This is a genomic window from Marinobacter salarius (assembly GCF_032922745.1).
Classification (GTDB): Bacteria; Pseudomonadota; Gammaproteobacteria; order Pseudomonadales; family Oleiphilaceae; genus Marinobacter.
This window is the reverse complement of sequence record NZ_CP136693.1, coordinates 2,807,117-2,820,364: the sequence shown is the minus strand read 5'-3', so window position 1 is coordinate 2,820,364 and position 13,248 is coordinate 2,807,117. Positions and strand designations below refer to the sequence as shown.

Here is a 13,248-nt window from a genome sequence, read left to right as displayed (position 1 = left end):
CGGTATCATACCGCCCGGCTCCCGGGGCTGTCATCTCATGAAGTGCCGGAATCCGCATTGCTTACCAGTCTCAGTTCAGCTGTGGAGCGGCGCTGTTCGGATTTCAAGCGGCGAATGCATCGCTCCAGGGTCTTGGAGATTCTGGCGTGGGAGCGAATCATTGAAATCTTGGGCCAGGTCGCACGCTCGCCCTGCAATATCATCTCCCGGACCCATGCCGGATCAGGGTTGGATAACATGCGACGGTAGTCACGAAGACGATACGTCGGCGAGATGGTGACATCCCCGGAATAGCGCTGCCCCATAATGGTGTACATCTGGCCCGCTACCTGCCGAAGCATTTCCGGCTGAACGCGTTTTCGCAGATAATCGAACAGGCCCTGGCCATGGAACTGGATTTCCGATTTCAGCAGGTGCATCGGCAGATTGGCGACATTGATCTTTTCATCCCGGCCTCGCCGGTTCAGAAAAGGCACCACATGGGGGTTGGTCTGGCTGACAATGGTGAAGTTCACGTCGTAAAGGTGCATCAGCCGTTCGATGGGCAAGTCGCTGACCACCGACCCGTCCACGAACTTCAGCCGCGACATGTAGGGCAGCACGTTGCCCTGAATGTCCTTCTTCATCAGCGGTACCGGCGGGAAGATGCCCGGCACTGCCGCGCTGGCCAGCACAGCACTCCAGACCAACAGATAGGGTGACGTGTAGCCACACAACAAACGGGCTTTCTGGTGGGTCTGGACCGGTGACACACTGACGTTGATGGAACGACCGGTCTTTTGGAACGCTTCCTCAAAGGTGTATTCCCCGATATTGGCACGCAGGCACGCCTTTAACTGCTCCTGATCCATCAGGCCGTCACCCCGGATGGCACTGAACAGCCCTCGCCATTTCCAGGCCCTCATGTCGTGGTTTTCAGGCACCAGCATGTCCGGTATTTCCGCATCGCTGTGGACACCCAGTATGCCAGCGATAATGGCGCCGATGCTGGAGCCGGCAATGACCTGCGGCAACAACCCTTTTTCCCAGAGTGCCTTTATAACGCCGAAATGGAACATGCCCAGCGTGGCACCGCCGCTGAGCAGCAAAGCCGGGCGGCCATAACTGGTCAGGGTATCGCGGAAGAACTGCAGCTTCTCGGCCACTGGGAATCCCGGCACCTTGGTGTCGCACAGGAAATCCAGCGATTCGCACACCTGGGTGATGTACTCCTCGATCAGATGCTTGGTGCCAACCCGAGAACGGGTATACAGGGCCGTATTGCCCATATTGCCCAGGTCGTGATGAAGCCCTTCTCTCAATGCACGCTTCAGGCGCTCGAAATCATTCTGATGCCGGTAGGTGCGGAGGTTGCTGAGCCGGTCGTAGATGAGTTCGTAATGGTAAAGGTCGGAGCCAAACTCCTCTTTCCACTCCACATTGCCCTCAAGGAAATCCAGCTCCAGCGCCGCAGCCTTCCAGACTTCGTAATTGGGCGCCTCCGCCAGCATCTTGCGGAATTTCCGGATACGGTCATCAACCATCTGGTAAACCTCCGTTGTTCCAGCCGATTCGATGCGTCAGAAATCCTCGAGCATCAAATCCTCATCGTCATCGCTGGCAAATGGATCGTCTACGGTTCTGCCATCATTGATCAGGTAAGCCCGCCGTTGCAGGTACGCGTTTCTCACGAACGTATAGCCGTCACCTGAGATGAACCCTTCCGCAGGGATCAGATCGGCACGCTTATCAACAATCTGAAGCGCCCTCGCATAATAGACATCCGGCGTTTCAGCCAGGTCCCAGGCTGAGGGCAACAACAGGTTGTCGGATACAAACCCACCAAAGTCCCGGGGATTCGAAGGCCCCAAAAACGGCAGCATCAGGTAAGGTCCAGAGCCCGTGCCCCAGTAGCCCAAGGTCTGGCCAAAGTCTTCTGGACGCTCAGGCAAATCGAACATGGTAGCCACATCAATCAACCCGCCCAGACCAAAAACCGTATTGTAGGTAAACCTACCCGCCGCCACGACGGCAGACTCTCCCTTCAATTGGAAGATACTGTTGGCGAAGTTACGTATTTCAGTCAGGTTGTTGAAGAAATTGGTGACAGCACGGTCCGCAAAGCCTGGCATGACGGTGCGGTACCCTTTCGCAACAGGGCGGAGGAACCAGTTGTCGATGGTTTCGTTGAAGCCATAGACCTTCCGGTTCCAGTCCTCATAGGGATCGACCTCGCTCGGAGGGGCGTCAAGCTTTCGTTCTGCCATGTCAGGATCGACTGGCTGCACGGTTTGCGCGACCGCATTGCCTGAAAACAGGCAGATAAAAATCAGGGCGCCGATTGCTGGGTGCCGGAAAAAAATGTCTCTCATCGTCAGACCTGAGGTTGTTAAAACTGTTACTGTTCGTCGAAAATACCGGCGCTCTGCTTTTTTATTATTAACCCCTTGCTTCAGGAGTAGCCCCGATGTCAGTACCCGGGAATCTGGTTAGCACACTCTCCATGCCTTTGCGCTGGGGAGATATGGACGCATACGGCCATGCCAACAATACGGTTTATTTCCGCTTTTTCGAGGAAGCCCGCATCACCTGGCTGGCGTCCCTGGAGCTGGGCGCGGAAAACGACCCCGACGGTCCGGTCATTATAAAGACCAGCGCCACCTTTCTGAAGGAACTGGCCCATCCGGCAACGGTTGAGGTCAGAACATACGCCGACAAAGCCGGCAATACCAGCCTCGATACCTATCATACGCTGACCGATACCGAGACAGGCACACTCTACGCGGAAGGCTATGCGAAAATTGTCTGGTTTGACCGCACCAAACGCACGTCGATGGCGCTGCCTGACAAGCTCAGGGCGTTGGCGGCCAGTTAAGACCGCCTATCGCCACCCTAGACCCTATCGGCGGCGAACCACAACGCTGCCGATGGAATAGCCTGCACCAAACGAACAGATCACGCCCAGTTCACCAGCGCCAAAGTCGTCCTTGTGTTTGTGGAACGCAATGATCGAGCCAGCGGAGCTGGTGTTGGCGTACTCATCCAGAATGACCGGCGCCTCTTTCGTGTCCGCGTCGCGCCCCAACACCTTGCGGGCGATCAGTTGGTTCATATTCAGGTTGGCCTGGTGCAGCCACATTCGCTTGAGGTCATCTGGCGACAACGACAGGCTGGACAGCTGTTTGAGGATCGTTTCCGCCACCAACGGCGACACTTCCTTGAACACCTTGCGCCCCTGTTGCACGAACAGCTTGTCCGGCTTGTTAATGCCCTCTTTATCTCCCCGATTCAGGAAACCAAAGTTGTTGCGAATGTTATTGGAGTACTTGGTCAGCAGGCTGGTTCCAAGAACCTCAAAACCCTGCCCTTCCGCAACATCGGCGTCTCTTTCCACCAGGATGGCGGTGCAGGCATCGCCAAAAATGAAGTGGCTGTCCCGGTCACGGAAATTCAGGTGGCCGGAGCAGATTTCCGGACTAACCACCAGCACCGCCCTGGCCGTGCCATTCTCTACGGCGTTTGCCGCCGCCTGCAGCCCAAAGGTCGCGGAACTGCACGCCACGTTCATGTCGTAGGCAAAGCCCTCGATGCCCAACGCGTCCTGAACCTCAACAGATATAGCCGGGTATGGGCGCTGCATGTTAGAGCAGGCGACAATAACCGCATCAACATCGGCCGCAGTCTTGCCGGCCTGTTTGAGAGCCTCTTCGCAGGCTGCCAGCGCCATCTCGCATTGCACCGAGGCTTCTTCGTTGGGTCGGTCCGGTATGTTCGGGCACATCCGTTCAGGGTCGAGTATGCCCTGCTTGTCAATCACGTGGCGACGCTTGATGCCGGACGCTTTTTCAATAAAAGCGGACGAAGACGGTTGCAGGGGCTCAAGATCGCCACTGGCAATATCGTCAGCATGACGTGCGTTGTGAAGTTCGACGAAGGCATTGAATGCCTCCACCAGTTCTTCGTTGGTAATGGTTGCTGGCGGTGTGTACAACCCGGTCCCGCTGATAACGGCTCTAATCACGCTAACCCCACGTCATAGTTGTAAAAACAAACAATCTAACTGCACCAATATTGACCAAATACTAACACAGTCTAAACGTTTTGCCCGCAAACGTGACCGGCTTACACGCGCGTCTGCTCCCACTGCCTGTCGAGGCGCTTGACCGATACCGGCACGGCCGTGCCCAGCTGTTGTGCAAAGAAAGAGACCCGAAATTCCTCAAGCATCCATCGATAGAGCAATAGCTCCGGGTCCCTTACCCCCTGACGTTGCTGCTCATCGCGTTTGCTGGCATAGCGGGACCAGAGCGGCTCCATGGTGTGCAGGAACTCCCGCTCCCGCCCGAGCTCCCTGGGCATTTTCTCGAAGCGGATGCTGGCGGCCTCAAAGTAGCGTCCAAAATGGGCAAGCCATTCCGGCGGCGTGGCAACAATAAAACCCGGATACACAAGATTTTGCAGCTGAAACTTCAAGTCCGCCATACTGTTCGCGAGCGCGAGGTTGATTTTGCCCTTGAGCTGTTTCATCACGCCATGATAGCCCGTCATGGCCTGGTGTAGCCGCTCGTCAGCCTGCTCAAGTGCCGGTACGAATTCCGCCCTCCCGGCGTTAAACGCGTTCTCGAACGCGTTGTTGTCCCGGGGTACGTCATCGGGCACAAAATGCTGCATCGCCGTGGCCAGCAACAGGTCATCCAGCAACACCCGGGCTTTGCCCACCGGCGCGAACATCAACGCCGATGACTTGAAGTTCGGCAACTTCCGCTCGATGTCCTCCAGCGTATTGCCCAGCCGAATCAGTATCAGTCGCGCCACCGCTTTGCGAGTTGCATCCTCCGCCGTAAGCCGGTCCAGGAACCGTGTCTGGCGCACGGAATCCCCCGTGTCTTCCAATGCCGGGTATACGGTGACTTCCATACCGCCTTTTTCGGTCCTGACAGATTCGGGCAGCGACCCGAAATCCCATCGCGTTGACGCACTCGCAGCCTCGGTCGAGGGCTCCCTGCGGGTTGCCGAAGACAACGCAGCTTCTGCCCGCCCTTCCAGTTCGCTTTGCAGCTTTTCGGTTTCCCGCCCCTCGGCGATGGGCTTGCCCGCATCATCAACAACCCGAAGATTCATTCTCAGGTGCTTCGGCAGATCCTCCTGTGGCCAGGCATCGGCGTCAATCCTGACACCCGTCATTCGCCGGAGCTGTTCGCCCAGCTGCAGCGCCAATGGCTCGTTTGAAGCCTGAAGGTTTTCCAGAGCCGCATCCACGAAATCCGGTACCGGTACAAAGTTGCGCCTCAACGCCTTCGGAAGGCCTTTGACCAGTGCGATGCACTTCTCCCTCAAGAGCCCCGGCACAAGCCATTCAAGCCGCCGCGCCGGAAGCTGTTTCAGGGCCATCACCGGTGCCTGGAGCGTAACGCCATCGCGCTCACTGGTGGGCTCGAACTCATAACTCAGGGGATATCTCACCCCTTCCCACTCCAGGTAGTCCGGATACAGTGAGCCCGCCTGCTCATCCACCGGGCGCTGGAGGATATCGGCCTCCGTCAATTCCATGTCACGGAGCTGGTCAGCACTCAGCTGCTTCCACCAGCTTTCAAAATGCCGGCCGCTAACAATGTCCGCTGGCAGCCGCTGGTCATAAAACGCCACCAGCACTTCGTCCTCAACCAACAGGTCCCGCCGCCGCGTTTTGCGCTCCAGGTTTTCAACGGTGTCCAACAGTTCGCGGTTACGGGCAATAAAGGGCGCCTTGGACTGGTAGTCGCCTTCCACCAGGGCACGGCGGATGAACAGGTTGCGACACTCCTCCGGGTCCACCTTACTGTAGGGAATACGGCGTTTGGCAATAATGTCCAGGCCGTAAAGACTGACCTTTTCATAGCCCATGACCTGGCCACGTTTCTGTTCCCAGTGGGGTTCGAAGAAGTGATGCTTCACCACATGCCCGGCCAGGGGCTCGATCCACTCCGGCTCAATCTTCGCCACCACCCGCGCAAACACGCGGCTGGTTTCGACAATTTCCGCCGCCACAATCCACTTCGGGCCGGTTTTCGACACTTTTGAGCCCGGAAAGATCATGACCTTACGGTTGCGGGTGGCCAGATACTCCTTCTTTTCAAGCTTCACCGCCACCTGGCCCAGCAAACCCGCAAGAATGGCTTTGTGCAAAGACTCGTAACTGGCCGCATCTCTGTTCAGTTTCAGTTTCTGCTCACGGCAAATCAGCGTCAGTTGCCGGTGAATGTCGCGCCACTCCCGCATCCGCATCCACGACAGAAAGCTCTTCTGGCAGACCTTTTTTAGCTGATTCTGGGACAGTTCCTGGCGCTGTTCCTCGTAGAAATTCCAGATATTCAACAAGGTCAGGAAATCCGACTCCTTGTCGTTGAACGGCGCGTGGGCCTGATCGGCAGCCTGCTGTTTGTCCTGGGGGCGCTCTCTCGGGTCCTGAACGCTCAGGCCGGCAATGATCACCAACGTTTCTGCCAGACTGCCCTGTTCCGAGGAGGTCACCAGCATGCGCGCCAGCCTTGGGTCCAGCGGCAGGCGTGCCATGGTGCGGCCAAGGTTTGTCAGACGGCGCTTGTCATCAACGGCTCCAAGCTCTTCGAGCAATTTGTAGCCATCGTTGATCAGGCGACGGTCCGGTGGCTCCAGGAACGGGAAATGGCGGATATCCCCAAGCCCCGAGGTGGTCATCTGCAGAATAACCGAGGCCAGGTTGGTGCGCAGGATCTCCGGGTCGGTGTACTCGGGCCGGTTGATGAAATCGGTTTCCTCGTAAAGCCGGAAACAAATCCCCGGAGCAACCCGGCCACAGCGCCCGGCACGCTGGTTGGCGCTGGCCTGGGACACCGGCTCAATGGGCAGGCGCTGGATTTTGGAACGTACGCTGTAACGGCTGATACGGGCCACGCCGGTGTCGATGACATAGCGTATGCCGGGCACGGTCAGGGAGGTTTCCGCGACGTTGGTGGAGAGCACGATCCGACGCCCCCGGTGGCCCTGGAATATCCGGTTCTGTTCCTGGTTACTGAGCCGAGAATATAATGGTAGAACTTCGGTATGGCGCAGCTCGGCGTGTCGCAGTACCTTGCTGAGGCTGCGAATTTCCCGCTCGCCGGGCAGGAATACGAGTACGTCGCCCGGTGGCTGCTTTTCTGCACGTTCGTGCTGTTCGATTTCCTCCATCGCACGCAGCACGCCATCCGTCCAACCCTGGTCCCGATCGTCCTCATCGCCAGTGAGAGGACGGTAACGCACATCTACCGGATAGGTTCGCCCGCTGACTTCGATGACCGGCGCGCCACTAAAGAACTCGCTAAAGCGTTCCACTTCGATGGTGGCGGAGGTGATGATGACCTTCAGATCAGGCCGTTTCGGCAACAGTTGCCGCAGGTAGCCCATCAGAAAGTCGATATTAAGGCTGCGTTCGTGGGCCTCATCAATAATCAGGGTATCGTAACGATCCAGAAACCGGTCGTGCTGCACCTCCGACAACAGGATGCCGTCGGTCATGACTTTGACCCGGGACTGGTCCGACGTGGTGTCGGTAAAACGCACCTGATACCCCACCTGCCCGCCAGTCTGTTCTCCAAGTTCTTCAGCAATACGACCGGCTACGGTACGGGCGGCAATCCGGCGGGGCTGAGTGTGGCCGATCAGCCCACGAATCCCGCGACCGCTGTTCATACAGATCTTGGGAATCTGGGTGGTCTTACCAGACCCCGTTTCACCGGCAATGATCACCACCTGGTTCTGTTCAATAGCCTCACGGATATCATCGACCCGTTCGGACACCGGCAGCGATGACGGAAAGGTGGCCGGCTTATGCATTGCCTGGCGTTCCGTGACACGCGCCTGCCCCCGATCGAGCCATTGCGCCATCTTTTCAAGATCCTTCTGGCCCGGACGCCCTTTTTTCCGGGCGACCAACTTGTGAATACGGGCGGCTTCCAACTGGTTGCAGGCATCCAACTGCTCCATGATGGCCTTTACGGCGGCCTTGCCGTCTGGCGTAGTCGTGGGCTGTTCCGGTGGGGCTTGCGTCATCGGTCCGTTTTACCGTTGTTGGATCTTGGATACCCGGTTCGTTACGGGCGTGGCGACAGTCTAACGATATCCCGCGCCTCATTAAACGGAAAAACCCCGCCGAGGCGGGGTTCACGTCGTCCGTTCGGGGCGATTAAACCGCCCGCACGAACCGGTTACTTGCTGTTGGCTTCGTCACGCAGCTCGCGCCGCAGGATCTTGCCGACGTTGGTCTTCGGCAGTTCATCACGGAACACGAAGGACTTGGGGACCTTGTAGGCAGTCAGGCGTTCACGGCAGAACTCTTTCAGTTCATTTTCGGTAACACCTTCCGCGGTTGCGACCAGGTAGACCTTCACCGCCTCCCCACTCTTGTCATCGGGAACACCGACCGCAGCACACTCAACCACTTTCGGATGACCACTGACCACGTCCTCAATCTCATTGGGGAAGACATTGAAGCCAGACACGATAATCATGTCCTTTTTGCGGTCAACGATGCGGATGTAGCCGTCTTCCTGGATAAGGGCAATGTCACCCGTCTTCAGGAAACCGTCATCAGTGAAGGACTTCTGGGTGTCTTCCGGGCGCTGCCAGTATCCACGCATCACCTGTGGCCCCTTCACACACAGTTCGCCAGGCTCGCCGAGTGGCGTTTCGTTGCCGTCATCATCGATGGTTTTGACTTGGGTACCGGGAATCGGCAGGCCAATCGTACCAAGCTGGATTGCGCTGTTGGGGTTGAAGGTCACAACCGGCGAGGTTTCGGTCATGCCGTAACCTTCACTGATTTCACACCCAGTAACACGCTGCCACATTTTCGCGGTGTCGCTGGTCAGCGCCATGCCGCCGGACGACGTCAGCTTCAGGGCACTGAAATCAAGGGCCTTGAATTCTTCGTTGTTGCACAACGCCACGAACAGCGTGTTCAGCCCCAGGAATGCGGTGAAGCGATGGTTTTTGAGCTCTTTCACGAATCCGGGGATATCACGGGGGTTCGGGATAAGAACGTTGTGCGCACCAGCCTCAAGCATGATGCCGCAGTTCAGGGTGAACGAATAGATGTGGTAAAGCGGCAGCGGAGCAATAACCACTTCCGTGCCCTCCTCCACCGAATCTTCCATCATCGGCCGGACCTGCAGGAGGTTGGCGACCAGATTGCCGTGGGTCAGCATCGCGCCCTTGGCCACACCAGTGGTGCCACCGGTGTACTGCAGCACGGCGATGTCGTCTTTCTTGCACTCCACCGGGGAGAACTTTTCCCGGGCCCCTGCGCTAAGTACCGCCGGGAGTTTATGGGCCTGGGGCAGGCTGAATGCCGGAACCATTTTCTTCAGGTGCTTCACCGCTGCGTTCATCAGCGTACGCTTCAGCGGTGAATGCATATCGGCGATTTCGGTAACAATGACATGCTCGATGCCGGTGTGGGGAAGCACTTTCTCGGCGTTGTGAGCCATGTTCGCCAGCACTACAAGCGCCTTGGCACCGGAATCATTGAACTGGTGTTCCATTTCGCGAGTGGTGTACAGCGGGTTGGTGTTCACCACGATCAGGCCCGCGCGCATGGCACCAAACACGACGACAGGGTACTGGGACACGTTGGGCATTTGCACCGCAATCCGGTCGCCCGGTTTGAGGTCAGTCTTGTTCTGCAGCCAGGCAGCGAAATTCCGGCTCTGGGTGTCCAGGTCACGATAGCTGAGCGTGGCGCCAACGGCACTGAACGCGGGGCGATCAGCGTACTTATTCACGGCCTGGTCAAATACGTCAACCATGCTAGTGTATTTATCCAGATCTACGTTAAGGGACACGCCAGCGGGGTATTTGTCCTGATAGAACTGCTCAAAATCCATCACCATCTCCTGTTTGGCATTTGTGCTTATAATGTTTACCGATGTCGTTTTGGTCAAAAAATCAACCAGACAAAAGTATCAGCCTCGAAAAGTCGGGAGAGAATAGCAGTTTTGTGAACGATGAGGTAGTTTTCAACGCAGAACTGTAGCGGTTGTAGCCACCACCCCAATCACACCCAACACTGGAGCACATCATGAGCGACACTTTGGACACGCTTGAGAACATCACTTACGACGAACTCCAGGAAGGCGACTCGGCAACCTATGTGAAAACACTGACTGAGGACGAACTGGTGATGTTCGCCGCGGTATCCGGAGATGTAAACCCGGTCCACCTGGATTCGGAGTTCGCCGCCGACTCCATGTTCCAGGAACGGATTGCCCATGGCATGTGGAGCGGCTCGCTGATTTCCGCGGCCCTGGCCACAGTGATGCCAGGCCCCGGCACCATATACCTGGAACAGAGCCTGGCTTTCAAGCGCCCGGTAAAGCTGGACGACACCCTGACGGTGACATTGACGGTACTGGCAAAGGAGCGCAAAAACCGCGTAACCCTATCCTGCGACGTCCGCAACCAGAACGATGAGAAAGTCGTCACCGGTGAGGCGAAAGTGATTGCCCCTACCCAGAAGATGTCCCTGAGCAAGCCACAGCTACCAAAAATCACCATAGCGCACTAGCGTATCTGAGCCCCCTGACTTAACCCGGCAGGAAATCGATGGGGAATCGCACCGTCCTGGGTTCCACATCGTCCTCGCCGAAATTGAACAGGCGCACACGCATGGCAATTCGTTGCTCCAGGCTTTGATTGCCCAGCTCGGAGCTCACCACCTCGCAACTGGATACGGACCCATCCGGTTCGATCACCAACTCCAGCATAACCTTTCCTTCCAGCGTCGGATCCTGTCGCAGCTCACGCCGGTAGAGGGAATACAGCGACGTCTTCTGGGCGTCAAACACCTGGCGAATGTTGCTCATACCCCGCTGGCCCGGGCCGCCGCTGGGCTCCGGCGCAGGTTCTGGTACTGCTTCCTGCGCCACCTCCACGTTTCGAACCTGATGGCCAGCCACAGCCACTTCCGTTTCAGGCGCGGCTTCCCGGGTGACACCGCCGCTGCCAGCAAGCGCCTTGTCGGAGTCAGTTTTCACACCGAACAGACCTCCTTCGTCGCTTGCGGTCTCGGCATCGACGTTGGCCGCCAGGGTGTCCAAGGCGTCCGGCTCTGGAGCCCGCATACTGGCGAGTTGGTCCTGCATTGCCATCAAGCCCGACCTGGAGGCGGTTTCACGTGCCTGCTCGACCGTTTGGGAAGGAGCGGGTGTCGGGCGCACAGGTTCGGGTGGGGGCGCCTCTTCCGCCAACTCCGGCTCCACCGCCTTGGATTCTGTGCTCTCATCTTCAGGTTCAGGGGCCGGCTCGGGTTCGGGTTCAACCTCAGGCACTGGAATCGGCTTTGGCGGCTCGCGTTGCTCTACCAGTCGTGCCAATTGAGGTGGGATCTTCTCCGCCTCACTGCGATCCCGTTCCGGAAGCTGAAGCGCCGGAATAAGCAGTGCGGGAGGCAGAAAGACCGCCACCATCACCAACAATGCCAGCATAAAGCGGCGGTTCTCGCCCTTTTCCGCCCCCCATGGCAACCCGGATGAAAGGTGATTGGAGGTGAGGTTGTTGGGAGAGAGCTTTTTGGAAGAAAGACTCTGAGGCTCAGCCATTGCCGACCTCCTTCGCCGACTCAACGGCCAGCCGGACCTGCCGGAAGTCTTCATCGATGCAGGTTTGCATGATCTTTCTCAATAACCGGTAGTCGGTGGCACGCCCTGCCATGATGGTCACCTCATGGCCCTGCTCCGGCACTTGGCCCCTCCGGTTACGCACCCAGGCAAGCTCATCCGCCAGTCCACCGACGATGCTGTCCCCGGTTTCAATACTATCCAACCGTGCAACTTCCCGGCCCTGCACGAGAATGGACCGGCCAATTACCTGGACCATCAGGGTTTCAACCGCCTCCTTGTCCGCGGTCGATTGCGGCAGTGGGACATCGGCCGTGTTCTGCATAACCTTTACATCAGACGAGTTCACCATCAGGAAGAACACCAGAATCGTGAAAATGTCCATCAGGGACACCAGATTCAGGCCACCCGGGCGGTGCATACGGCTGTAGTGACGCTGTATACGACGGGCACGGCGGGAGGTTTTCATGCACCCTCCCCTTTGCCCGATAGCGTCCGGTTTTCAGGGGCGTCTGCCAGTGCCACATCCGGGAAGAGCTCTCCCTCAACCACACTGGCCGCCACAACTGCCGGATAGGAGCGGAGTGTGTCCATCGCTGTCACCAGAGTCTGGTAGTCGATGTCGGGGCTGACTTCCAGAACGATGTCAGTCTTCTCGGGCACCCGCCTCTTGATCTGTTTGAGAGTTTCCCTCAGGCCGCCGAAGTCCTGATCACCCTCAATCAACGGCAGGGTCTGGATTACGCCTCTCTCACTGTCCAGAACCTCCAGGCCCTGGGGTATCAACGCCACCACCAGCCGCAGTTCGTCAGCCTGCGGTGCCTCGCCCGACTCCATCCCGGGAAAGTCGAGCTCAATCATACGAATCTGGCTAAAGACCATGCCCAGCAGTAATACCGGGACCAATACAATCATCAGGTTCAGGAATGGCGTGATATCCAGTTCCGGATTGCTGACAAGCCTGCGATGCTTTCGTCTCATGCGACAAACCCTGGCTCAGACGGATTGGGGGGCGGGCTGCTCGGAGATAATGTTCAGCAGCTTCACCCCGGCCATCTCGAAACTGTCGACGATTTCATTGGTACGGGTCTGCAGCAATGCATGAAACATCAACAGCGGAATGGCCGACATCAGGCCAAACGCCGTGGTGTTCATGGCAACGGAGATACTTTCCGATAACAGCGACGCCTTCTGGGACGGATCTGCAGCGGCCACCGCCGTAAACGCAGCGATGAGGCCGATGATTGTGCCCAGCAAGCCGAGGAGAGTCGCAATGTTGGCAAGGGTTGCCAGGTATTGGGTGCGTTTCTCAAGACGGGGCAAGACTTCCATCAATCCTTCTTCCATGGCGTACTCAACATCTTCACGGGAGTGATTGTTCAGCAACCGACCAATTCCGGCGCTCATGATCGACGCAATGGCACTGTCAGAACCTGTAGCGGCTTTCATCGCACGCTGGTAATCCCGTTTTCTGAGCAGCGGCAATATGCCCTTCTCAAAGGCAAGTCGGTTCCGGCGGCGCACCGAAGCGAGATAGATGAAACGCTCAACGGTAATCGCCAGACCAACGGCCAGCACAATGGCAATCGGGTACATGAAGGGGCCACCTTCCTGAAAAAAACGAACAACAGTTTCCAGCATATTCAGACTCCCGGTT

Annotated in this window: 11 protein-coding genes; 2 read left to right on the top strand and 9 right to left on the bottom strand. The window is 57.5% G+C overall.

Translation table 11 applies throughout. The annotated features are described in order from the left end of the window. Positions 1–35: 35 nt before the first annotated feature. Both R1T46_RS12985 and R1T46_RS12980 read right to left on the bottom strand, forming a co-directional pair. A complete protein-coding gene (locus R1T46_RS12985) occupies positions 36–1,523 on the bottom strand; it encodes a DUF3336 domain-containing protein (RefSeq protein WP_036205459.1) in 1,488 nt (495 codons plus the stop codon). Between the two features lie 36 nt (positions 1,524–1,559). Further along, the gene (locus tag R1T46_RS12980; RefSeq protein ID WP_041333267.1) at positions 1,560–2,351 is read right to left on the bottom strand and encodes a VacJ family lipoprotein; all 792 of its coding nucleotides are present in this window, start codon (positions 2,349–2,351) and stop codon (positions 1,560–1,562) included. Positions 2,352–2,446: 95 nt separating this feature from the next. On the opposite strand from R1T46_RS12980, the gene R1T46_RS12975 reads away from it, so the two are divergent. Beyond that, positions 2,447–2,854, top strand: coding sequence for an acyl-CoA thioesterase (locus R1T46_RS12975; RefSeq protein WP_075195252.1), 408 nt, complete (start codon positions 2,447–2,449; stop codon positions 2,852–2,854). Between the two features lie 24 nt (positions 2,855–2,878). Here the strand turns inward: R1T46_RS12975 and R1T46_RS12970 are convergent, their stop codons facing one another. From R1T46_RS12970 to R1T46_RS12960, 3 genes are all read right to left on the bottom strand, one after another. Next, the gene (locus tag R1T46_RS12970; protein ID WP_036205456.1) at positions 2,879–4,000 is read right to left on the bottom strand and encodes a beta-ketoacyl-ACP synthase III; all 1,122 of its coding nucleotides are present in this window, start codon (positions 3,998–4,000) and stop codon (positions 2,879–2,881) included. Positions 4,001–4,101: 101 nt separating this feature from the next. Beyond that, positions 4,102–8,028, bottom strand: a complete 3,927-nt coding sequence (gene hrpA / locus R1T46_RS12965) for an ATP-dependent RNA helicase HrpA (RefSeq protein WP_317305698.1) — start codon at positions 8,026–8,028, stop codon at positions 4,102–4,104. Between the two features lie 155 nt (positions 8,029–8,183). Beyond that, on the bottom strand, positions 8,184–9,860 hold the full coding sequence (locus tag R1T46_RS12960; protein WP_317305697.1) for a long-chain fatty acid--CoA ligase: 1,677 nt from the start codon (positions 9,858–9,860) through the stop codon (positions 8,184–8,186). 194 nt (positions 9,861–10,054) lie between these two features. Between R1T46_RS12960 and R1T46_RS12955 the strand changes: the two genes are divergently transcribed. After that, the gene (locus tag R1T46_RS12955) at positions 10,055–10,540 is read left to right on the top strand and encodes a MaoC/PaaZ C-terminal domain-containing protein (protein WP_317305696.1); all 486 of its coding nucleotides are present in this window, start codon (positions 10,055–10,057) and stop codon (positions 10,538–10,540) included. Positions 10,541–10,559: 19 nt separating this feature from the next. On the opposite strand, the gene R1T46_RS12950 is transcribed toward R1T46_RS12955, so the two are convergent. Genes R1T46_RS12950 through R1T46_RS12935 form a run of 4 tightly spaced genes read right to left on the bottom strand, consistent with a single transcriptional unit; the run spans position 10,560 to position 13,232 of the window. Beyond that, a complete protein-coding gene (locus R1T46_RS12950) occupies positions 10,560–11,573 on the bottom strand; it encodes an AgmX/PglI C-terminal domain-containing protein (RefSeq protein WP_317305695.1) in 1,014 nt (337 codons plus the stop codon). Then, the gene (locus R1T46_RS12945; RefSeq protein ID WP_317305694.1) at positions 11,566–12,060 is read right to left on the bottom strand and encodes an ExbD/TolR family protein; all 495 of its coding nucleotides are present in this window, start codon (positions 12,058–12,060) and stop codon (positions 11,566–11,568) included. Before R1T46_RS12945 ends, R1T46_RS12950 begins: the two co-directional genes overlap by 8 nt. Continuing rightward, positions 12,057–12,572, bottom strand: coding sequence for a biopolymer transporter ExbD (locus tag R1T46_RS12940; protein WP_317305693.1), 516 nt, complete (start codon positions 12,570–12,572; stop codon positions 12,057–12,059). Before R1T46_RS12940 ends, R1T46_RS12945 begins: the two co-directional genes overlap by 4 nt. A gap of 15 nt (positions 12,573–12,587) precedes the next feature. Next, entirely contained in the window at positions 12,588–13,232 is a 645-nt protein-coding gene (locus R1T46_RS12935) for a MotA/TolQ/ExbB proton channel family protein (protein ID WP_317305692.1), read from the bottom strand. Between the last annotated feature and the right edge of the window lie 16 nt (positions 13,233–13,248).

What these genes read in the sequence shown, in the direction of transcription:
- R1T46_RS12975 (WP_075195252.1), top strand. Translation starts at nt 2,447, where the DNA reads ATGTCAGTACCCGGGAATCTGGTTAGCACACTCTCCATGCCTTTGCGC.
- R1T46_RS12945 (WP_317305694.1), bottom strand. Translation starts at nt 12,060, where the DNA reads ATGAAAACCTCCCGCCGTGCCCGTCGTATACAGCGTCACTACAGCCGT.
- R1T46_RS12985 (WP_036205459.1), bottom strand. Translation starts at nt 1,523, where the DNA reads ATGGTTGATGACCGTATCCGGAAATTCCGCAAGATGCTGGCGGAGGCG.
- R1T46_RS12960 (WP_317305697.1), bottom strand. Translation starts at nt 9,860, where the DNA reads ATGGATTTTGAGCAGTTCTATCAGGACAAATACCCCGCTGGCGTGTCC.
- R1T46_RS12955 (WP_317305696.1), top strand. Translation starts at nt 10,055, where the DNA reads ATGAGCGACACTTTGGACACGCTTGAGAACATCACTTACGACGAACTC.
- R1T46_RS12950 (WP_317305695.1), bottom strand. Translation starts at nt 11,573, where the DNA reads ATGGCTGAGCCTCAGAGTCTTTCTTCCAAAAAGCTCTCTCCCAACAAC.
- R1T46_RS12935 (WP_317305692.1), bottom strand. Translation starts at nt 13,232, where the DNA reads ATGCTGGAAACTGTTGTTCGTTTTTTTCAGGAAGGTGGCCCCTTCATG.
- R1T46_RS12980 (WP_041333267.1), bottom strand. Translation starts at nt 2,351, where the DNA reads ATGAGAGACATTTTTTTCCGGCACCCAGCAATCGGCGCCCTGATTTTT.
- hrpA (WP_317305698.1), bottom strand. Translation starts at nt 8,028, where the DNA reads ATGACGCAAGCCCCACCGGAACAGCCCACGACTACGCCAGACGGCAAG.
- R1T46_RS12940 (WP_317305693.1), bottom strand. Translation starts at nt 12,572, where the DNA reads ATGAGACGAAAGCATCGCAGGCTTGTCAGCAATCCGGAACTGGATATC.